Origin of the sequence: Streptomyces hiroshimensis, from assembly GCF_014650335.1 — a bacterium.
GTDB classification, from domain to species: Bacteria; Actinomycetota; Actinomycetes; order Streptomycetales; family Streptomycetaceae; genus Streptomyces; species Streptomyces hiroshimensis.
Genome location: NZ_BMUT01000002.1, coordinates 102,961 through 122,585, shown reverse-complemented (window position 1 = coordinate 122,585; position 19,625 = coordinate 102,961). Strand labels below are relative to the sequence as shown.

Sequence of the window (19,625 nt, the reverse complement as noted above, 5' to 3'; positions counted from 1 at the left end):
GCCGTAAGGCCTTACGCGACCTGCTCGACCTTCTGCTCGGCCTCGGCCTGCGCGGCCTGCGTGTAGTCCTTGCGCTCGAAGGCCTGCGGGTTGCGGGCCTTGAGGACGAGGTAGGACACCCACATGATCGCCGCCCAGACGGGGGCGCAGTACAGCGAGACCCGCGCGTCCTTGTCGATGCCCATCATCACGATGACCATGACGATGAAGGCGAGGGCGAAGAGGCTGGTCCACGGCGCGCCGGGGGCCCGGAACGCGGACTGCGGGAGCTCGCCGCGGTCGGCCTTGCGGCGGTAGCGCAGCTGGGCGACGAGGATCACGATCCACGCCCACATGCCGGAGATGGTCGCGAAGGAGACGACGTAGTCGAACGCCTTGCCCGGCCACTGGTAGTTGATCCAGACGCCGACGAGCATCAGCGCGGCGGAGAAGGTGGTGCCGCGCAGCGGCAGGCCGCCCTTGGTCAGCTGGCCGAAGAACTTCGGGCCCTGGCCGTTGAGCGAGAGGTCGCGCAGCATGCGGCCGGTGGAGTACATGCCCGAGTTGCAGGACGACAGCGCCGCGGTGAGGACGACGAAGTTGACGATGCCCGCACCGGCCGGCAGGCCGATCTTCTGGAAGGCGGCCACGAAGGGGCTGACGCCCGGCATGAACTCGCCCCACGGGACCACGGCCAGGATGATGATCAGCGCGCCGATGTAGAAGACCGCGATGCGCCACGGCACGGTGTTGATCGCCTTGGGGAGCGTCTTCTCCGGGTCCTTGGCCTCGCCCGCGGTGACGCCGACCAGCTCGACGGCGAGGAAGGCGAACATCACGATCTGCAGGGTCATCAGGGTGTTGCCGATGCCGTGCGGGAAGAAGCCGCCGTCGTTCCAGAGGTTGGCGACGGTGGCGGTGTCACCGGCGTCGGAGAAGCCGATGGTGAGCACGCCGATACCGATGAGGATCATGCCGATGATGGCGGTGACCTTGACCATCGAGAACCAGAACTCCAGCTCACCGAAGAGCTTCACGGAGATCAGGTTGGCGAAGTACAGGATGACGGTGAAGACCAGCGCGGAGACCCATTGCGGAATGGAATGGTTCCAGTACTGCACATAGGAGGCCGCGGCGGTCACCTCGACGATTCCGGTGACGACCCAGAAGAGCCAGTACGTCCATCCGGTCACATAGCCCCAGAAGGGACCGAGGAATTCCCGGGCGTAGTCCGAGAAGGAGCCCGACACCGGGCGGTACATGAGCAGCTCACCGAGCGCTCGCATGATGAAGAAGATGACCAGGCCAGCTATTGCATAGGCCAGGATCAGGCTCGGGCCGGCCTTGGAAATGGCCTTCCCCGCGCCGAGGAAGAGGCCGGTGCCGATGGCGCCACCAATGGCGATCATCTGAATCTGTCGGTTACCGAGTCCCCGCTCGTAACCCTCGGAAGCGGCCTTGCCGCTTCCCTTGTGCCCCGTTTCCGCGACTGCGTCCGCGGTACGGGCCGCGACCTGCTCAGAGGTCATGGTGGTGCGCCTTTCTCCATACCGATCCGGTTGCTCCGGATCGGGTTCCGATCCCCCCGGATGGAGTCCTGCGAGTGCCGACGGTCGGCCGGCTCAGCGCTCCCGCCGTGAACATGGGTGGCGTCACGGAGGCAGGTCGCCAAGATGTACCACGAGTGGCCGGTAGATCGTCTGAATGCCGATCATGAGCCAGTGACGCACACCACAAAGAAAAGCGGACAATAAGGAGAAGATAAGGCAATAGCCGCTACCGCGGTGATCCGATCGTTATCCGGACTTGATTGTTCCCTGAGCGAACGCCCGGACGCATTTGATCGATCAGCCGATAAGTGCCTCTACCAGCGATTCCTGCAGGCCACCGAGCCAGAGGTAAGCCATCACCATCGGCTTGCGCGGATCCTCGTCCGGCAGCCGGAGCAGCGCTTCGCTGTCGTCGTCATGAGCGATTTCCAGCCGCGCGCCGATGGCCAGCCGGAGATCGTTGAGCGCGCCCAGCCAGCGCCGGCAGTCCTCGGGCGCGAGCCGCAGGACGGCGGCGTCGTCCCCGGCGTCTCCCCCGACGGTCAGCGAGTCGAGCGAGCGGACGACGGCGAGGGCGTCCTCGCGCTTGCGGTCGCGCAGGTCGTTCTCGGTGTAGCGGCGGAATTCCGAGGCGTACGCGCGCTCCTGCGGGTCCTGCTCGGCGCCCGGGTCGCCGTAGGCGTCGGGGAAGAGCCGGGCCAGCGCGGGGTCGGACGGCGGCTCGCTGGGACCCTCGGCGAAGAGCCGCGCGAGCGGATCGGCGCCTTCGGGGCCGGCGGCGTCGCCCGGGCCGATCAGCTCAAGGAGCTGCACGGCCAGGCTGCGCAGGATGGAGACCTCGACCTCGTCCAGGGCCACGGCGGCCCCGCCGCCGGACAGCGGCTCGAAGTGGCCGGCCATCAACGGTCCTGCGACAGCGTCGCCCACAGCCCGTAGCCGTGCATCGCCTGCACGTCGCGCTCCATCTCTTCACGGCTGCCGCTGGAGACGGTGGCGCGCCCCTTGTGGTGGACGTCGAGCATCAGCTTGTGGGCCTTGTCCTTGGAGTAGCCGAAGTACGCCTGGAAGACATACGTCACATAACTCATGAGGTTGACGGGGTCGTTGTGGACCAGCGTGACCCAGGGGACGTCGGGCTCGGTCACCGCGTACGGGGACTCGCTCAACTCGGGGCGTTCGATCTCGACCGGTGCAACACTCACGTTTCCCATGCTGCCACTCGCGGGGACGCGATGCACAAAGGGGGTGCCTCCGGCCGCGCGTCGGGGACGGGCCCGGCGGACGCGGCGGGGGACGCGCCGGGAGGCGTACCGGGGGACGTGCCGGGCAGCACACCGAGAAATCGTCACTCTGACGAGTATTGGGGGTAGCATCTCTTTCCATGAACGCTGCGGACTTGAGGCTGCCGGTGGACGTTCCGTCGACGGCCCTCTTCACCGACCGGTACGAACTCACGATGCTGCAGGCCGCGCTGCGCTCCGGCACCGCCGACCGCCGCTCGGTCTTCGAGGTCTTCACCCGCCGGCTCCCCGAGGGGCGCCGCTACGGCGTCGTGGCGGGCACCGGCCGGGTCCTGGACGCCGTGGAGAACTTCCGCTTCGACAGCGGCGTGCTGGACTTCCTCGCCGCCCAGCGGATCGTCGACGAACCGACCCTGGCCTGGCTCGCCGACTACCGCTTCCGCGGTGACATCTGGGGCTACCCCGAGGGCGAGGTCTACTTCCCCGGCTCGCCGATCCTGCGCGTCGAGGGCACCTTCGCCGAGGCGGTGCTGCTGGAGACCGTGATCCTGTCGATCCTCAACCACGACTCGGCCGTCGCCGCCGCGGCCTCCCGGATGGCCGTGGCCGCAGGCGACCGCCCGCTGATCGAGATGGGCGCCCGGCGCACCCACGAGCTCGCGGCCGTGGCCGCCTCCCGCGCCGCCTACGTCGGCGGCTTCACCTCCACCTCCGACCTCGCGGCCGGCTTCCGCTACAGCATCCCGACCGTCGGCACCAGTGCGCACGCCTTCACGCTGCTGCACGACAGCGAGCGCGACGCCTTCACCGCCCAGGTCGACTCGCTCGGCGGGGGCACGACCCTGCTCGTGGACACGTACGACGTCACCGAGGCCGTCCGGACGGCCGTGGAGATCGCGGGCCCGGAGCTCGGCGCCGTCCGCATCGACTCCGGCGACCTGCTGCTGCTCGCGCACCGGGTGCGGCAGCAGCTGGACGACCTGGGCGCCGCCAAGACGAAGATCGTCGTCACCAGCGACCTCGACGAGTACGCCATCGCCTCGCTCGCCGCGGCCCCCGTCGACGCCTACGGGGTCGGCACGCAGCTGGTGACCGGCAGCGGACACCCCACCTGCTCGATGGTCTACAAGCTCGTGGCCCGCGCGGACGAGGCCGGGCCGGACGCCCCGCTGCGGGCGGTCGCCAAGAAGTCCATGGGCGGCAAGACCTCCATCGGCGGCCGCAAGTGGGCCGCGCGCCGGCCCGACGCGGACGGCGTGGCCGAGGCCGAGGTCGTCGGCACCGGGCCGGTACCGGCGGAGCTCGCGGACCACCGGCTGATCACCGAGCTCGTCCGCGGCGGCGAGGTCGTCGCCCGCGAGCCCCTGGACGCCGCACGGGACCGGCACGCCGCCGCCCGGGCGGGGCTCCCGCTCTCCGCCACCCAGCTCTCGCGCGGCGAGCCGGTACTCCCCACCGAGTACCTCTGACGCTCCCCGCCGCTCCCCGCGCGCCCGGTGGGCCTTCCCCGCTCCGGGTCCCTCTCCCATTGCGCAACGGAAGTCACTACCCTCGGTCACAGAGAGGCGATCCGTACAGATCCGCACATCCGTACAGTCGTGATCCGCACTGTCGGCCGAGGGCCCTTCCACAAAGGATCCGCATCATGCAGCGTGCACTGATCATCGTCGACGTGCAGAACGACTTCTGCGAGGGCGGCAGCCTCGCAGTGGCCGGCGGCGCCGACGTGGCCGCGGCCATCACCGACCTCGTCGGCGAGGCCACGCCCGGATACCGGCACATCGTCGCCACGCGCGACCACCACATAGACCCCGGCGCGCACTTCTCCGCCGAGCCGGACTACGAGACGACCTGGCCGCCGCACTGCGTCGCCGGCACGGAGGGGTCCGGGTTCCACCCGAACTTCGCTCCGGTGATCGCCTCCGGGGCGATAGACGCCGTCTTCGACAAGGGTGCCTACGCGGCCGCATACAGCGGGTTCGAGGGCACCGACGAGAACGGGGTGTCCTTGGCGGACTGGCTGCGGGAGCGGGGGGTCACGGAGGTCGACGTCGTGGGGATCGCGACGGACCACTGCGTCCGCGCCACCGCGCTGGATGCGGCGCGGGAGGGGTTCTCGACCCAGGTGCTGCTCGACCTCACGGCGGGGGTCGCCCCCGGGACGACGGAACGGGCGCTGGAGCAGCTCCGGGACGCGGGCGTCGAGCTGAGCGGGAAGCCGGTGGTTCAGGCCGGGTGAGCTCCGGCCGGCAGGGCTCGGCACCGCCGGATGCGCCGACGCCGGATGCGCGCCGTCGCGGCGGAGGGAGTGGCCCCGGTCCCACCCTTTCACCGTTTCCTGGGGGCGAGCCCCCAGCCCCCCGGTGGCCGGGCGCAGCCCCTACGCCGCCGGAGCCCCGCGGAGCAGGGTCCGTATCGGATGCCACGACTCCGTGTCGTCGTCCGGCGCCGCGCGCCAGACCAGCCCGTCGGGATGGTGGAGCACCGCCGTTATCTCGTCCGGCGTCGGCGGCTCCGTGTTGCCGCGCAGGTACACGGCCCGCAGGCCGAGGTTCCGCAGGCGCGTCAGCGCACGCGCCCGGTTGGCGGCGTGCACCAGCACCCGCACCCGGGCCCCGGGCGAGGCGCCCCCGCCGGGCGGGCCCGGAAGGTACAGGGCCACCACCACACTGCCGCCCGGCAGCTTGCAGAAACCTCCGCCTGCCATGCCCGTGTCACCTCTCCCCGGACCGGGGTGTCCCTAACGGTGTCAATAACAGCGCCACGGCAGTCATCTAAACGCGATCGGCCGCCGCCCGCTAGGGGGCGACGGCCGATACCGCTCTGACCTGCACAGATGCAGGCCGTACGGGGATTACTTGCCCGAGGGGCCCACCTGGACGGTCATCGTGGAGCCGCTGGGCGCCTGCCACAGGATCTTGATCCGGGTGTTGGTGTCAGTAACCTGCACACCGCCGGTCGGGTTGTCCTTGCTCCAGTAGGTGCCCTTGCGGTCGTCGAAGGACGGCGCGCCGAGCTTGCCCTTCACGCGGGTCGCCACGCCGTCCTGGTGGACGGTGTAGCCCTCGCTCGGGAACCAGCTGAAGGTCGAGTCGTAGGCCTGGAAGCGGTTGCGCATGACCGAACCGTCGGCCCACTTCTCGATCTGCGGGTGCGCGTCGATCGGCAGGATGCGGCCGACACCGGGGTGCACGCCGACGTTGTTGTCGGCCTGCGAGGTGTCCCACTTCCAGATGAGCAGGCCCTTCTGGTACGGGTAGTGCTCGACCCAGCCCGGGCGGTCCTTCTTCCAGCCGAAGTTGTACGGGCCGGACTTGAGGGTCTCGTCGTACGACACGTACTGGCGGTTCTCGGCGATGTAGTACTGCGCGTACTCCTTGGTGAAGGACTCGCCGATGCGCGAGAAGCCCTTCGCCGTCCAGCCGTTGTCGTCGCCCTCGGCGCCGTCGGTGAAGAGGGTGGCGCCGTCGGCGGTGAGGCTGATGGCGTCGGCCGTGAAGCCCTTGCCGGTGGTGCCGCCGTCGGTGGAGTAGCGGAAGCGCAGGTCGATCTTCTTGCCGGCGTACGCGTCGAGCGGGAACGACAGCTTCTTGTACGCGCCGGACTGGCCGGTCAGCGCGGGCTTGTCGCCGCCGTCGCGCGGGATGGACTTGCCGTCGGCGGTGCCGTCGACGGGGGTCCAGTTCTTGCCGCCGTCCGTGGAGACCTCGACGTAGGCGTAGTCGTAGTTGGCCTCGATGTCCCACCAGGCGGAAAGGTCCAGGCTCGCCTTGGACTTGCCGGTGAGGTCGACCGGGCGGGAGAGGGTGTTCTTCAGGTCGTCGGCCTGACCGCCCCACCACTGCTTGGCGCCCTCGGCAGGCTTGACGACGTCGGTCTTGACCGCCTTGTTGGGCAGGTCGACGACGAGCGCCTGCTTGTCCTTGGTGTTGTACTCGGCCACGCCCAGCTTGTGCGTCGACTTCGTCGCCGCCTTCGCCTTGTCGTAGTTGAGCCAGCCGAGCTGCAGCTTGTCCCAGGCGCTCATGTCGCCCGGCAGGTCACCGATGGTGTCCTTGCCGCGGCCCAGCCACGAACCGGAGGACATCAGCGACCAGTACGCGACGGAGGACTCACCGGTGCCGGTGGTGTCGTACTCGTCGGGCAGGCCGAGGTCGTGGCCGTACTCGTGGGCGAAGACGCCGAGGCCGCCGTTCTCCGGCTGCATGGTGTAGTCGCCGACCCAGATGCCGGTGTCACCGATCTGCGTGCCGCCGGCCTTGTTGTTCCCGGGGCCGGTCTTGCCGGCGTCCGAGCCGTAGGCGTACCAGCGGTGGGCCCAGATGGCGTCGGTCTTCTGCTCGCCGCCGCCGGCGGACTCGTCCTCGCCGGCGTGCACGATCTGGAAGTGGTCGATGTAGCCGTCGGGCTCGTTGAAGTTGCCGTCGCCGTCGTAGTCGTTACGGTCCCACTGGTCGTACTTGGCCAGCTCCGCCTTGATGTCGGCGTCGCTGCGGCCGGCCGCCTTCTGGTCCTTCACCCACTGGTTGACGCCGTCGCGCACCAGGTCCCAGGCGCTGGGGCAGTTGGTGGAGCCGCAGTAGTTGGAGCCGTAACGGGCCTCGTTCCACTGGACCTTGACCCAGTCGGTGACGTTGCCGTCGACCGAGTAGCGGCCCGAGGACTGCTTCTCGTAGTACTTGGCGAGGGATTCCTTGCCCTTGTCGTGCGAGAAGTACAGGTCCTGGAAGTACTGGCGGTTGTAGTCCTTCTCCCAGGCCGTGCTGTTGTCCTTCTTGCGGTCCGGCTGCTTGATCTGGTTGTGCGCCGGGCCCGGCTGGCCGCCGAACTTCTTCACGGGCGGCTTGGGGCCGTCCGGACCGTCCGGGTCGTACATCGTGGTGTCGTCGACCTTGTCGCCGAAGTCCACGAGGATCGTGAAGATCTTGTCGGTCTTCTCCCGGGCCAGCTCGACGTACTTCCCCTTGCCGAGCTGGACGACCTTGGACGCACCGCGCTGCTCGGCGCGGGCGTCGCCGGATATGACCTTGTCGAGGGCAGCCTTGCGCTGCGCCTCGTGCTTCTTGGTGTACGGGCCCTTGAGGTCGTGCTCGACGCTCTTCCCGGCCTGCTCCGGGTCGTGGCGCTCGATGCCCGACGGCGTGTCGGCAGTGGTGGCCGCCTGCGCGATCCCGACCGTGGTCCCCGCGGACAGGGCCGTCGCGGCGAGGGCGACGACCGTGGCCACGGCGGCGGATCTGGCGAGCCTCCGTTGGCTGCTGTTCACTTGTGAATGTCCTCCCCAGTAAGAACTGTGGAGGTATTTGACCGGAGTGACGCCAGAAAAGACAGACCTTGACTGAAGCCGGAAGAGCAAGTACGTTATCCGGCCTTTAAGTTACGGATTTCGGACACCAACGGGCGCGCTCATCTCACCCCCTGGACCGCTGGATGACTCCGTGCGCCCCCCGTGCTCCGGCACCGTGTGTTAGGTCACGCTTACCGGCAGTTCCCCTCGGGCAGACAGGACCGTAGAGTCGTTTTGGTGTACACCTTTACCCCCGGCCCCCGCCGGGGGCGCCCCGACGCAACACCTGTGCACCAGCCGGCTCCGCACCCCACACCTTTGCTCCGAGGACGGATCCCGCCATGCCGCGTCCGACCCCCGCACAGATAACCTACGGATCGGCCACCGTCGTCTTCTCGACCCTCGCGATGCTGCTGCTCTCGCAGACGAGCTCGGGGTTCGGGATCGCGGTCATCGCCGTCGCATCGCTCGCGCTCGGCCTGTTCGTCGCCGTCGCCTTCACCGTGCCGCGGGCCGGCTCCCGCAGGCCACGCGTACCCCGGCAGCGCACGCCCATGCCCGCCGAACGGAGAATCGGCGAGCACTCACTGCACGGCTGAGACCACCACGGTCTTGGCAGCCTTGTCGTGGATGCAATGGTGATACGGCTGGTCCCAGGTACACCAGAGCACGTTGATGAGCCAGAAGACGAAGCCGCAGCACGGCACCACCTGCGGCAGGGAGTACACGGCGGCGCGCGTCCAGCCCGGGCTTCCCTCGGGGATCGCGCCGTTCTCCAGCATCGCCACCCGGATGCCCATCGTCATCTTGCCGACGGTCTGCCCGCGCTTGGTGAGCATCAGCCCCTCGTAGACGAAGTAGACGACGGAGACGATGATGCCCAGGCTCGTGGACCTGCCGTCGTTCCAGTCCCCCGGATCCCAGTCCCACACCGCCGCCTTGAAGACCGCGGTGACCGGGATGGAGACGAGCAGCCCGTCGATGATGCGGGCGAGGAGCCGCTTTCCGCGGTTCGCGAGCGGCGGCATGCCCGCGAGCGGGTCGGCCGCGCCGTACTGGTTCCCGTAGGGGTTGCCGGGGTCGCCCGGACCCGGGGCGCCCCCTCCGCCGTACGGGTCGCCTCCGTACGGGCCTGGCGGCGGCCCGGGCGGCGGTCCGGAAGGCGGCCCAGGAGGCTCCGACGGCCGCTTCCGGAACGGGTCCTCGTCGTCGCGGGGCTGCTCGGTACTCATGGGCCGAGTAGAACCCAGGGTTGCGCGGGCCGCATCCGAAGAGGTGCCGTTCGGGCTCAAAAAAAATTTGGAGCCTGTCCGGCGTTTGAGGACCGGGGTCCGGGGCGGAGCCCCGTGGGGTCAGCGCTTCGACGCCGCCACGAACGTGCGCGCCGCCTTGTCGTGCCAGCACTGCCGCCAAGGCCGGTCGACGAGGCACCACAGGGCGCCCACGACCCCGATGCCCAGGGCGCCCAGCCCCCCGTACACCAGCCAGCGGCGCAGCGCCGCCCCGAAGCGCGGGGTGTCGTGCGACTCGATGTCCAGCACGCGCACCCCGCACAGGCGCTTGCCCAGCGTGCGGCCCCACTTGGCGGCCGGCAGCGCCTCCAGCACCACCCCGGCGACCAGCAGGACGCCCAGCACGATGGCCAGATACGTACCGGTCGTGCCGTCGAGCAGCCAGACCGTGACCGTCTCGCCGGACTGCTTCGCCTGCTCGACCTTGGCGTCGATGTGCTCCACGGCCTTGGCCCACAGCGGCACGGCCGCGGCGGACACGACGGCCCCCAGCACGACGGAGTCGACCAGCCGGGCGGCGAGCCGGCGGCCCAGCGGCGCGGGCCGGCCCTGCTGTTCCTGCGCGGCCCGCAGGAAGGGGTCGTCCTTCAAGGGCTTCCACGGCGCGGGCGCGTCGGAGGAGCCGGCGGCGGACGTCTGCGCGGGCTGCTGCTGGGCCAGTTGCTGCACCTGCTGGGCCCAGCCGCCGGACGCGGGCCCGGCCCGCTCGGCGGTGCGGGGCGCCTCCCGCCGCTCGGCGGGCAGGGCCGCCGGTGCGGAACGCGCGGAGGCGGGCAGCGCGGGCGCCGGGGCCGCGGCCGGCAGTGCGTGGCGCTCCGGTGCGGACGAGGACGGCGACGCTGCCTGCGACGACGGCTGTGACTGCGGGCCGGAGGGCGCCTGCTGCGGTTCGGCCCGGGACTGTGCCTCGTCGGCACGGGCGTCCGGCCGGCCCGTCGCGGCCGACGCCGGGACGGGCCGGCCGGAGGCGCGCAGCTGCATGGTGCCGCCCGGGCGGACGGCGGGGACGCTCTTCGCGCCGGAGGGGGTCTCCTCGGCGCGGGGCTGCTCGACGCCGCGCGACTGCTCGGTGCGGGACGGCTCGGCGGGCGTGCCGGCCGGGGCGACGCGCGGGTCGCGGGGCGTGGGCAGGGCGCCGCCGGGCCCGCTCCCGCTCCCGTTTCCGGGGCCGTCCCCCCAGGAGACGCGCCGGTCCTGCTCCCCGCCGAAGCCCTCCTGCCGGGCCGGCTCCGCGCGCCAGGCGGGGGCCTGCTGCCCGGCGGCGCGGGCGTCGCGCAGGGCGGGCTCCTCGTCGAGGAACATGGGGCCGGTCTCATCCGGCCGGGGCTCCTGCCGGACGGGCTCGGTGCGGCGCGGGGTCGGCGGCACGGGCGCGGCGAGCGCGGGCGCCGCGGGCTTGGGGAGGCCGGCGGGCGGCGCGGGCATCGGCTCGCCCTCGGCGGGCGCGGGCCGGGACGTGCCGGGCACCCAGGCGGAGCCGCTCCAGTACCGGATATAGCCAGGAATGGACGGGTCCGGGTAAAACCCCTGGACGGGGCTGTTGTCGGCGGATCCTGAGGAAGGGGCGCTCATGGTCTCCGATGTCCCGTATCTGCTCGGCCGTACTGCGGTGTCACTGCGGTGTCGGTGCTCGGTGGGGCGGCGACGACAAGCAGTCTGCCGCACACGAGCGACGTGGGGTGCGCTGCTCCCGTACCTCATGCCTCATGACCTCTATGCACAAAAGGCAACCGGGGGCGCAGCACACAGGTCTACCAGACGGCTCTGCACTCTGCGGCCGTCCCGCGGGCGGGACCACTCACACGTGCGACCGGCGCACCGGTTCGGCGAAGTCGCGTAATGGTGTGGGGGTCGATGCGCTCTCAGTCGGTGCGGGCCCGTTCGCGAGGGGCCACGGACCGAGAGAAGCACAGCAGAGAGGGCGCACTTCATGCACACCGTGGTGGAAAGAGAGCTGGAGATCGACCTGGTGCTGTCGCCCGAGCGCAGCATTCCCGTGCCGTCGCGGCTGAGCTATCGCACGACCGACCCGTACGCGGTGCACATCCTCTTCCACGTCACCTCGGACGCCCCGGTGCACTGGACGTTCGCGCGCGAGCTGCTGGTGGAGGGCGTCTTCCGGCCGTGCGGGAGCGGGGACGTACGGGTGTGGCCGACGCGGACGGACGGGCGCAACGTGGTGTGCATGGCGCTGTCCTCGCCGGACGGGGCGGCGCTGCTGGAGGCCCCGGAGCCGGCGGTGTCGGCGTGGCTGGAGCGGACGCTGCGGGTGGTGGCGCCGGGGTCGGAGCCGGAGCGGCTGGCGCTGGACGCGGCGCTGCGGGAGATCCTGGACGTGTAGCCCGGGCGGGCCGTCAGGTCTCCTGCAGGTCCGTCAAGTCTCTTGCGTGGCCGTCAGGTCTCCTGCGGGGCCGGCAGGTCCAGCACCTTGCCCGGGTTGAGGATGCCCTGGGGGTCGAGGACCGCTTTGATCCCCCGCTGGATCTCCAGACCCACCGGGCCCAGCTCCCTCGCCAGCCACTCCTTCTTCAGGACGCCCACGCCGTGCTCGCCCGTGATCGTGCCGCCCAGCTCCAGGCCGAGGGCCATGATCGCGTCGAAGGACTCGCGGGCGCGGCGCGACTCGTCGGCGTCGGCCGGGTCGAAGCAGACGACGGGGTGGGTGTTGCCGTCGCCCGCGTGGGCGCAGACGCCGATGGTCAGCCCGTACTTGCGGGCGATCCCGGCGGTGCCTTCGAGCATGTCGGCGAGGCGGGAGCGCGGGACGCACACGTCGTCGATCATGGTGGCGGGGCGGAGGGTCTCCAGAGCGGTGAGGGCGAGCCGGCGGGCCTGCAGGAGCAGCTCGGACTCCGCGGCGTCCTCGGCGGGGACGACCTGGTCGGCGCCCGCGGCCGTGCACAGTTCGGCGACGGCGGCGAGGTCCGCGGCCGGGTCGGGGGTGTCGAAGGCGGCGAGCAGGAGGGCCTCGGTGGTCTCGGGGAGGCCCATGCGCGCCATGGCGTTGACGGCGCGGATCGTCGTGCCGTCCATGAGCTCCAGCAGGGAGGGCGCGTGCCCGCGGGCCATGATCTGCCGCACGGCCTCGCCGGCTGCGGCCACGCTGGGGAACTCCGCGGCGAGCGCGAGCTGTTGGGGCGGGGCCGGGCGCAGCGCGAGGACGGCCCGTACGACGATGCCGAGGCTGCCCTCGGAGCCTACGAAGAGGCGGGTGAGGTCGTAGCCCGCGACGCCCTTCGCGGTGCGGCGGCCCGTCTTCAGCAGCCGGCCGTCGGCGAGGACGACGTCGAGGCCGAGGACGTATTCGGCGGTGACGCCGTACTTCACGCAGCACAGGCCGCCGGAGGCGGTGCCGATGTTGCCGCCGATGGTGCACTGCTCCCAGCTGGAGGGGTCGGGCGGGTAGTAGAGGCCCTGTTCGGCGACGGCGCGGGAGAGCACGGCGTTGACGACGCCCGGTTCGACGACGGCGACGCGGTCGACGGGGTCGATCTCCAGGATGCGGTCCATCTTTACGAGGGAGAGGACGATGCAGCCGTCGCTAGCGTTGGCCGCGCCGGACAGCCCGGTGCGGGCGCCTTGCGGGACGACGGGGACCCGCAAGGCGGTGGCGGTGCGCATGATGTGCCGGACGTGCTCCACGGTGCGGGGCAGCGTGACGACGGCGGGTTGCCCTGCGGCGCAGAAGCCGGCCATGTCCTTGGCGTAGGACGCGGTGACGTCGGGGTCGGTCAGGACCGCTTCCGCAGGGAGCCCTTCGCGCAACAGCTTGATCAGATCGCCCATGGGGGGCTCATTCCCCGGGCACCCTTGTGCGAATCGGGCTACAGGTTGCCCCTCTTTTCCTGCTCACGCTCGATCGCCTCGAAGAGCGCCTTGAAGTTGCCCTTGCCGAAGCCCATCGAGCCGTGCCGCTCGATCATCTCGAAGAAGACCGTCGGCCGGTCCTGCACCGGCTTGGTGAAGATCTGCAGCAGGTAGCCGTCCTCGTCGCGGTCCGCGAGGATCTTCAGTTCGCGCAGGGTGTCGACCGGCACGCGGGTCTCGCCGACCCACTCGCCCAGCGTGTCGTAGTACGAGTCCGGGGTGTCGAGGAACTGCACGCCCGCCGCCCGCATGGCGCGCACGGTCGCGACGATGTCGTTCGTGGCGAGGGCGATGTGCTGGACGCCGGGGCCGTTGTAGAACTCGAGGTACTCGTCGATCTGCGACTTCTTCTTGGCGATGGCAGGCTCGTTGAGCGGGAACTTCACCTTGCGGGTGCCGTCGGCGACGACCTTCGACATGAGCGCGGAGTACTCGGTGGCGATGTCGTCGCCCACGAACTCCTTCATGTTCGTGAAGTGCATGACGTTGTTGTAGAACGACACCCACTCGTCCATCTTGCCGAGCTCGACGTTGCCCACGCAGTGGTCGATCGCCTGGAAGCGGCGGTCCCCCGGCTCGACGAGCGGCTTGGCGGCCACGTAGCCGGGCAGGTACGAGCCCGTGTAGGCGGAGCGCTCGACGAGCGTGTGGCGGGTCTCGCCGTAGGTGGCGATGGCGGCGAGGACGACCTTGCCGTGCTCGTCCTCCAGCTCGTACGGGGCCTCCAGGCCGGTGGCGCCGTGCTCGATCGCGTAGGCGTACGCGGCGCGCGCGTCCGGCACCTCGATGGCGAGGTCGACGACGCCGTCGCCGTGCTCGGCGACGTGGGCGGCGAGGGCCCGGCCGCGGTCGGTCGCGGCCTTGATGACCGTGGTGAGGACGAAGCGGGCGCCGCCCGACTCCAGGACGTAGGCGGCGAATTCGCGGCTGCCGGTCTCCGGTCCGCGGTAGGCGACGAGCTTCATGCCGAAGGCGGTGGAGTAGTAGTGGGCGGCCTGCTTGGCGTTGCCGACGGCGAAGACCACCGCGTCCATCCCCTTGACCGGGAAGGGGTCGGCCTGCCGTGCGGTGTGCGGGGTGTGATCCGTGGTCTGAGTCATGGCGGCAGGGTCCCGCCGTTCCACAAGGTGCGCAATAGTTTGCGTATTCACTGGGCAGACTGCATAGCAGACCGCCGGTAACACCGGACGTTCTGTACATGCTGACCACTGGGAGGACCGCATGGCGATCGATCGTTTGGACGGCCGGCTGATCGAGCTGCTGGCCGAGGAGCCGCGGATCGGCGTGCTGGAGGCCTCGCGCCGGCTGGGCGTGGCGCGCGGCACCGTCCAGGCGCGGCTGGACCGGCTGCAGGCGCAGGGCGTCATCCGCGGCTTCGGCCCGGACGTGGACCCGGCGGCGCTGGGCTACCCGGTGACGGCCTTCGCGACGCTGGAGATCAAGCAGGGGCAGGGCGGCGACGTCCGGGCGCACCTCGCGACCGTCCCCGAGGTGCTGGAGCTGCACACCACGACCGGGCGGGGCGACATGCTCTGCCGCCTGGTCGCACGCTCGAACGCCGACCTCCAGCGTGTGATCGACCGGGTTGTGGGTTTTGATGGCATCGTGCGGGCCTCCACGGCGATCGTCATGGAGAACGCCGTGCCGCTGCGGATCATCCCGCTGGTGCAGCAGGCGTCGCAGGCCCCGTACGTGCCCTGAGGTTCTGTTCCACAGCCCTGAGTTCCGAGGCGCGACAGGGAGGCGAGCGGGTGAGCTTCTGGGAGTACGTGGCCGGCCGCCGCGCCCAGCTGCTGGCGGACGGCTGGCAGCACGCCAGCGCCGTCTTCCAGTGCATGGTCGTCGCGACCGCCGTCGGCGTGGTGATCGGCGTGCTCACGTACCGCAGCGAGTGGGCCGGCAACCTCGCGGTGACCACGACGGCGACCCTGCTCACCATCCCCTCGCTGGCCCTGCTCGGCCTGCTCATCCCGCTCACCGGCCTGGGCGTGGCGCCGACGGTCACGGCGCTCGTGCTCTACGGACTGCTGCCGATCGTCCGCAACGCGGTGGTGGGGCTGCGCGGGGTGGACCCCTCGCTGGTGGACGCCGCCAAGGGGATCGGGATGTCGCGCGCGGCGCAGCTGGTGCGCGTCGAGCTGCCGCTCGCCTGGCCGCCGATCCTGACCGGGATCCGGGTGGCCACGCAGATGCTGATGGGCATCGCGGCGGTGGCCGCGTACGCCTCCGGGCCGGGGCTGGGCAACGAGATCTTCCGCGGCGTCTCCTCGCTGGGCAGCGCCAACGCCCTCAACCAGGTGCTCGCCGGGACGCTCGGCATCATCGTGCTCGCCCTGCTCTTCGACGCGGCGTACATGCTGATCGGCCGGCTGACCATCCCGAGGGGGATCCGTGGCTGACGCGCCCGGAGCCACCATCCAGCTGGAGAACCTCACCAAGCGCTACCCCGGCAACCCCGCCCCCGCCGTGGACTGCGTGAACATGGACATCAAGGCCGGGGAGCTGGTGGTCTTCGTGGGCCCGTCCGGCTGCGGCAAGACCACCACCATGAAGATGATCAACCGGCTGATCGAGCCGACGTCGGGGCGCATCCGCATCGACGGCGAGGACGTCACCGGCATCGACCCGGTGCGCCTGCGCCGCAAGATCGGCTACGCCATCCAGGCCTCCGGGCTCTTCCCCCATATGACCGTCGCGCAGAACATCTCGCTCGTCCCGCGCATGACCGGCTGGCCGAAGCGGCGGATCGCCGAGCGGGTGGAGGAGATGCTCGACCTGGTGGGGCTCGACCCCGGCGAGTTCCAGGGCCGCTATCCGCGCCAGCTCTCCGGCGGGCAGCAGCAGCGCGTCGGCGTGGCCCGCGCCCTGGCCGCCGACCCGCCGGTGCTGCTGATGGACGAGCCGTTCGGCGCGGTCGACCCGATCACCCGCGACCACCTGCAGGACGAGCTGATCCGGCTGCAGCACGAGCTGCACAAGACGATCGTCTTCGTCACCCACGACTTCGACGAGGCCATCAAGCTCGGCGACCGGATCGCGGTGCTCCGCGAGCGCTCGCACATCGCCCAGTTCGACACCCCCGAGGCCATCCTCACCAACCCCGCCGACGACTTCGTCTCCGGCTTCGTGGGCGCGGGCGCGGCCCTCAAACGGCTCAACCTCACGCGCGTACGGGACGTGGGCGTCGTCGACTTCCCCACCGCCACCGTCGACGACCCCCTCCAGACGATCTTCGACCGGCTGCGGCGCGGCACCACCAACGAGGTGCTGCTGCTGGACCGGCACCAGCGCCCGTACAAGTGGCTGCGGCGCGGCGACCTGATGCGCGCCGAGGGCTCCCTGGCCCGCGCCGGGACCCTCGTGCACGACACCGTCACCCGCGACGCGACGCTGCGCGACGCGCTGGAGGCCGTCCTCATCGACAACGCGGGCCGGGTGCCCGTCACCGGGCGGCGGGGCCGCTACGAGGGCGTCGTCGACATGGAGACGCTGATGAACTCCGTGCACGAACTGCTGGAGGAGGACCGGCTCGACGCCGTCGAGCACCAGCACCTGCTGGAGGAACAGCGCGCCCAGCAGGTGCTGGAGGAACAGGAGGGCACGACGGACGCCCCGGAGGAGCTGGCGTGAGTGGTGTGCGGCCGGAGGCCGCGGACCCGGATGCCCTTCCGGGCCGCGACGGAGCGCCCGGTCCTCCCCCGCGCGCCGCCGCGCGCCCCGCGCGCCGTGTCACCTGGCGGAAGCTGCTCCTGCGGCCCTGCTTCCTGCTCGTCCTGCTGCTGGCCACCTGGCTGTGGTTCCGCGGCGCCGGCCTGGACTCCGTCGCCCGCAACTCCATCGCCGACGGCAACGTCTGGCTGCGCCTGCGCCAGCACGTCGTCCTCACCGTCGTCTCGACCTTCTTCGTCCTGATCATCGCCATCCCGCTGGGCATCCTGCTCACCCGCCGCCGGCTGCGCCCCGCCGCACCCGCCGTCGTCGCCGTCGCCAACGTCGGCCAGGCCACCCCCGCGATCGGCCTGCTGGCGCTGCTGGTGATCTGGATGGGCATCGGCATGCAGGCCGCGCTCGTCGGCATCGTCGTCTACGCGGTGCTGCCCGTCCTGGCCAACACCGTCGCGGGGCTGCGCGCCATCGACCCGACGCTCGTGGAGGCCGCGCGCGGCATCGGCATGTCGGCCGCCGGGGTGCTGCGCCGGGTCGAACTGCCGCTGGCCGTACCGCTGATCCTCGCGGGCGTGCGGACCGCGCTCGTCCTCAACGTGGGCACGGCGACGCTCGCCTACTTCGGCGGGGGCGGCGGCCTCGGCGACCTGATCGCCTCGGGCATCACCAACCAGCGGATGCCGGTGCTGGTGCTGGGCTCCGTCCTGACCGTGGCGCTCGCGCTCCTCGTGGACTGGCTGGCGTCCCTGGCCGAGCTGCTGCTGCGGCCGCGCGGCCTGGAGGCCTCCTGAGATGGCCGGGCGGCCGGTGACCGGGCGGCGGACGGCGGGGCGGCGCGCAGCGGGGCTGCGCGCCGTGCTCCGGGCGGCGCCGGCGCTCGCCCTCGCCCTCGTCCTCCTCGCCTCCCTCACCGGCGGCTGCGGGCTGACCAGCGGCTCCCCCATGGCCGACAGCGTGCGGCCCGGTTCGGTCGGGCAGGGCCTGCCGCTCAAGGGCGCCGACCTGACGGTCACGTCCAAGAGCTTCAGCGAGAACATCGTGCTCGGGCAGATCATGGGGCTGGCCTTCAAGGCCGCGGGGGCGCACGTGCTGGACCGCACCAACATCCAGGGCTCGGTCGGGGCCCGCGAGGCGGTCCGGTCCGGCGAGGCGGACGGCATGTACGAGTACACGGGCACCGCCTGGATCACCTACCTCGGCCACGACCGGCCCATCCCCGACCCCGCGCGGCAGTGGCGGGCCGTCGCCGACGCCGACGCGCGCAACGGCCTCACCTGGCTCGCCCCCGCGGCCCTCGACAACACCTACGCGCTGGCGATGAACCGGGCCGACGCGCGCAAGTACGGCACCCGCACCCTCTCGGAGGTGGCCGCGCTGTCGCGGCGGGACCCGCGGGCGGTGACGCTGTGCGTGGAGAGCGAGTTCGCCGCGCGCGACGACGGGCTGCAGGGCATGGCGAAGGCCTACGGGATGAACGTGCCCGCCTCGCGCGTCCAGAAGATGGACGGCGGCATCATCTACACCCAGGTCTCCGGCGGCGGCTCCTGCACCTTCGGCGAGGTCTTCACCACCGACGGCCGCATCGCGGCGATGCACCTCGTCGTCATGAGCGACGACAAGCGCTTCTTCCCCAACTACAACGCCGCACCGGAGATCAACAGCGCTACGTTGCGCAGGTACCCGGCGATCAAGGACGTGCTGGACCCGATCACGGCGCGGCTCGGCGACGACGTGGCGCGGGAGCTCAACGCCAGGGTGGACGTGGACGGGCAGGACCCGCACGAGGTCGCCAGGGAATGGCTGCTGAAGGAGGGTTTCATCGGCCGGTGACGGGCGACAGCAAGGCCGGCAGGTGACGGGCGAGATCAGCAGGTGGGAACGTTTCCCTCGTCCCCCGACCGCAGGGCGCGCAGCGACGTGATCGCGTCCTGCAGCTCCCGCACCGGGACCAGGCGCAGCCCCTTCGGCAGGTTGGCCTTGGCCGCCGAGCACTCGGCCTTCGGGACGAGGAAGACCGTCGCGCCGTCGCGCCGGGCCGCCTGCGTCTTCAGCGGCACGCCGCCGACCTCGCCGACCGTCCCGTCGGCGTCGATGGTGCCCGTGCCCGCGATGGTCCGCCCGCCGGTGAGGTCGCCGCCGCGGCCGTCGCCGTCGACCTTGTCGATGATCCCGAGGGTGAAGAGGAGCCCCGCGCTCGGGCCGCCCACGTCGCCCAGGCTGAGGCCGACCTTCAGCTCGTCCGGCGAGCGGTGCAGGTAGCGCAGGGCGGCGTCCGTGGCGGCGTCCTGCGACTTCTTCATGTCCGCCTTGTTGTGCGCGTCGACCTCCTCGTCGGAGTCACCGACGGGGTAGACGGCGTCGTGCGGCATCACGGCGCGGTCCGTACGGGACCAGCCGCTGATCACGTCGCCCAGGTCCACGTCGACGCGCGGGCCCGTCACCACGATCGTCGTCATGCGCAGCTGGCCGGTGGTCTTGCGGGCCGGCGCGCCCTTGACCTCGATGACCTGTCTGCCCTCGTGCGTACCGAGCACGTCCACCGTCGAGCCCGGCTGCGCGACCGAGAACGGCAGCGGCACGAAGGGCACCGAGGCGAGCAGGGCGACGACGGGCACGGCACAGACGGCGAGGGTCCGGGCGCGGCGGGACCGGGCGGGCGTGGTCGGAGCGGGCATGCAGCGAATCTAGTTCACGTGCGTCCCTTCCGTGACATGCGCCCTCGCCGGGCGAGGCGCGGCGAGGG

19 protein-coding genes are annotated in these 19,625 nt (G+C 71.1%); 9 read left to right on the top strand and 10 right to left on the bottom strand.

Going from position 1 to position 19,625, the window contains the following annotated elements:
* Window positions 1-11: 11 nt before the first annotated feature.
* The 3 genes from IE241_RS05865 to clpS form a co-directional block, all read right to left on the bottom strand.
* Complete coding sequence (locus IE241_RS05865) at window positions 12-1,508, bottom strand: amino acid permease (protein WP_190020565.1); 1,497 nt, start codon at window positions 1,506-1,508, stop codon at window positions 12-14.
* Window positions 1,509-1,826: 318 nt separating this feature from the next.
* The gene (locus tag IE241_RS05860; RefSeq protein WP_190020564.1) at window positions 1,827-2,429 is read right to left on the bottom strand and encodes a DUF2017 domain-containing protein; all 603 of its coding nucleotides are present in this window, start codon (window positions 2,427-2,429) and stop codon (window positions 1,827-1,829) included.
* Window positions 2,429-2,740, bottom strand: coding sequence for an ATP-dependent Clp protease adapter ClpS (gene clpS / locus IE241_RS05855; RefSeq protein WP_190020563.1), 312 nt, complete (start codon window positions 2,738-2,740; stop codon window positions 2,429-2,431). Before clpS ends, IE241_RS05860 begins: the two co-directional genes overlap by 1 nt.
* Window positions 2,741-2,910: 170 nt before the next feature.
* Here clpS and IE241_RS05850 point away from each other — a divergent pair, with 170 nt between their 5' ends.
* A complete protein-coding gene (locus tag IE241_RS05850) occupies window positions 2,911-4,239 on the top strand; it encodes a nicotinate phosphoribosyltransferase (protein ID WP_190020562.1) in 1,329 nt (442 codons plus the stop codon).
* A gap of 176 nt (window positions 4,240-4,415) precedes the next feature.
* A complete protein-coding gene (locus IE241_RS05845) occupies window positions 4,416-5,009 on the top strand; it encodes an isochorismatase family protein (protein ID WP_190020561.1) in 594 nt (197 codons plus the stop codon).
* Window positions 5,010-5,150: 141 nt separating this feature from the next.
* Here IE241_RS05845 and IE241_RS05840 read toward each other — a convergent pair whose 3' ends face one another.
* Both IE241_RS05840 and IE241_RS05835 read right to left on the bottom strand, forming a co-directional pair.
* Window positions 5,151-5,477: a hypothetical protein gene (locus IE241_RS05840; protein ID WP_190020560.1), complete on the bottom strand. Its 327-nt coding sequence runs from the start codon at window positions 5,475-5,477 to the stop codon at window positions 5,151-5,153.
* A 147-nt stretch (window positions 5,478-5,624) separates the two neighbouring features.
* Complete coding sequence (locus IE241_RS05835; protein ID WP_190020559.1) at window positions 5,625-8,036, bottom strand: immune inhibitor A domain-containing protein; 2,412 nt, start codon at window positions 8,034-8,036, stop codon at window positions 5,625-5,627.
* A gap of 362 nt (window positions 8,037-8,398) precedes the next feature.
* On the opposite strand from IE241_RS05835, the gene IE241_RS05830 reads away from it, so the two are divergent.
* The gene (locus IE241_RS05830) at window positions 8,399-8,656 is read left to right on the top strand and encodes a hypothetical protein (protein ID WP_190020558.1); all 258 of its coding nucleotides are present in this window, start codon (window positions 8,399-8,401) and stop codon (window positions 8,654-8,656) included.
* Here IE241_RS05830 and IE241_RS05825 read toward each other — a convergent pair.
* Window positions 8,642-9,289, bottom strand: a complete 648-nt coding sequence (locus IE241_RS05825; RefSeq protein ID WP_190020557.1) for an RDD family protein — start codon at window positions 9,287-9,289, stop codon at window positions 8,642-8,644. The genes IE241_RS05830 and IE241_RS05825 overlap by 15 nt on opposite strands.
* A 120-nt stretch (window positions 9,290-9,409) precedes the next feature.
* On the bottom strand, window positions 9,410-10,921 hold the full coding sequence (locus IE241_RS05820; RefSeq protein ID WP_190020556.1) for an RDD family protein: 1,512 nt from the start codon (window positions 10,919-10,921) through the stop codon (window positions 9,410-9,412).
* Between the two features lie 358 nt (window positions 10,922-11,279).
* Here IE241_RS05820 and IE241_RS05815 point away from each other — a divergent pair, with 358 nt between their 5' ends.
* On the top strand, window positions 11,280-11,690 hold the full coding sequence (locus IE241_RS05815) for an SsgA family sporulation/cell division regulator (protein ID WP_190020555.1): 411 nt from the start codon (window positions 11,280-11,282) through the stop codon (window positions 11,688-11,690).
* A 53-nt stretch (window positions 11,691-11,743) separates the two neighbouring features.
* Here IE241_RS05815 and IE241_RS05810 read toward each other — a convergent pair whose 3' ends face one another.
* Entirely contained in the window at window positions 11,744-13,135 is a 1,392-nt protein-coding gene (locus IE241_RS05810) for an FAD-binding oxidoreductase (protein WP_190020554.1), read from the bottom strand.
* Between the two features lie 38 nt (window positions 13,136-13,173).
* A complete protein-coding gene (gene hppD, locus IE241_RS05805; RefSeq protein ID WP_190020553.1) occupies window positions 13,174-14,316 on the bottom strand; it encodes a 4-hydroxyphenylpyruvate dioxygenase in 1,143 nt (380 codons plus the stop codon).
* 121 nt (window positions 14,317-14,437) lie between these two features.
* On the opposite strand from hppD, the gene IE241_RS05800 reads away from it, so the two are divergent.
* The 5 genes from IE241_RS05800 to IE241_RS05780 are packed head-to-tail and all read left to right on the top strand — an operon-like array spanning window position 14,438 to window position 18,712.
* Window positions 14,438-14,917, top strand: a complete 480-nt coding sequence (locus tag IE241_RS05800) for an Lrp/AsnC family transcriptional regulator (RefSeq protein WP_190020552.1) — start codon at window positions 14,438-14,440, stop codon at window positions 14,915-14,917.
* 50 nt (window positions 14,918-14,967) lie between these two features.
* On the top strand, window positions 14,968-15,615 hold the full coding sequence (locus IE241_RS05795; protein WP_190020551.1) for an ABC transporter permease: 648 nt from the start codon (window positions 14,968-14,970) through the stop codon (window positions 15,613-15,615).
* The gene (locus tag IE241_RS05790; RefSeq protein ID WP_190020550.1) at window positions 15,608-16,846 is read left to right on the top strand and encodes a betaine/proline/choline family ABC transporter ATP-binding protein; all 1,239 of its coding nucleotides are present in this window, start codon (window positions 15,608-15,610) and stop codon (window positions 16,844-16,846) included. The genes IE241_RS05795 and IE241_RS05790 overlap by 8 nt, the downstream gene beginning before the upstream one ends.
* Window positions 16,847-16,851: 5 nt before the next feature.
* Window positions 16,852-17,673 carry an ABC transporter permease gene (locus IE241_RS05785; RefSeq protein WP_229898934.1) on the top strand — a complete coding sequence of 274 codons (822 nt, stop codon included), beginning with the start codon at window positions 16,852-16,854 and terminating at the stop codon, window positions 17,671-17,673.
* Window position 17,674: 1 nt separating this feature from the next.
* Window positions 17,675-18,712, top strand: coding sequence for a glycine betaine ABC transporter substrate-binding protein (locus IE241_RS05780; protein WP_190020548.1), 1,038 nt, complete (start codon window positions 17,675-17,677; stop codon window positions 18,710-18,712).
* A 35-nt stretch (window positions 18,713-18,747) separates the two neighbouring features.
* Here IE241_RS05780 and IE241_RS05775 read toward each other — a convergent pair whose 3' ends face one another.
* Entirely contained in the window at window positions 18,748-19,557 is an 810-nt protein-coding gene (locus IE241_RS05775) for a hypothetical protein (RefSeq protein WP_190020547.1), read from the bottom strand.
* Window positions 19,558-19,625 lie beyond the last annotated feature (68 nt).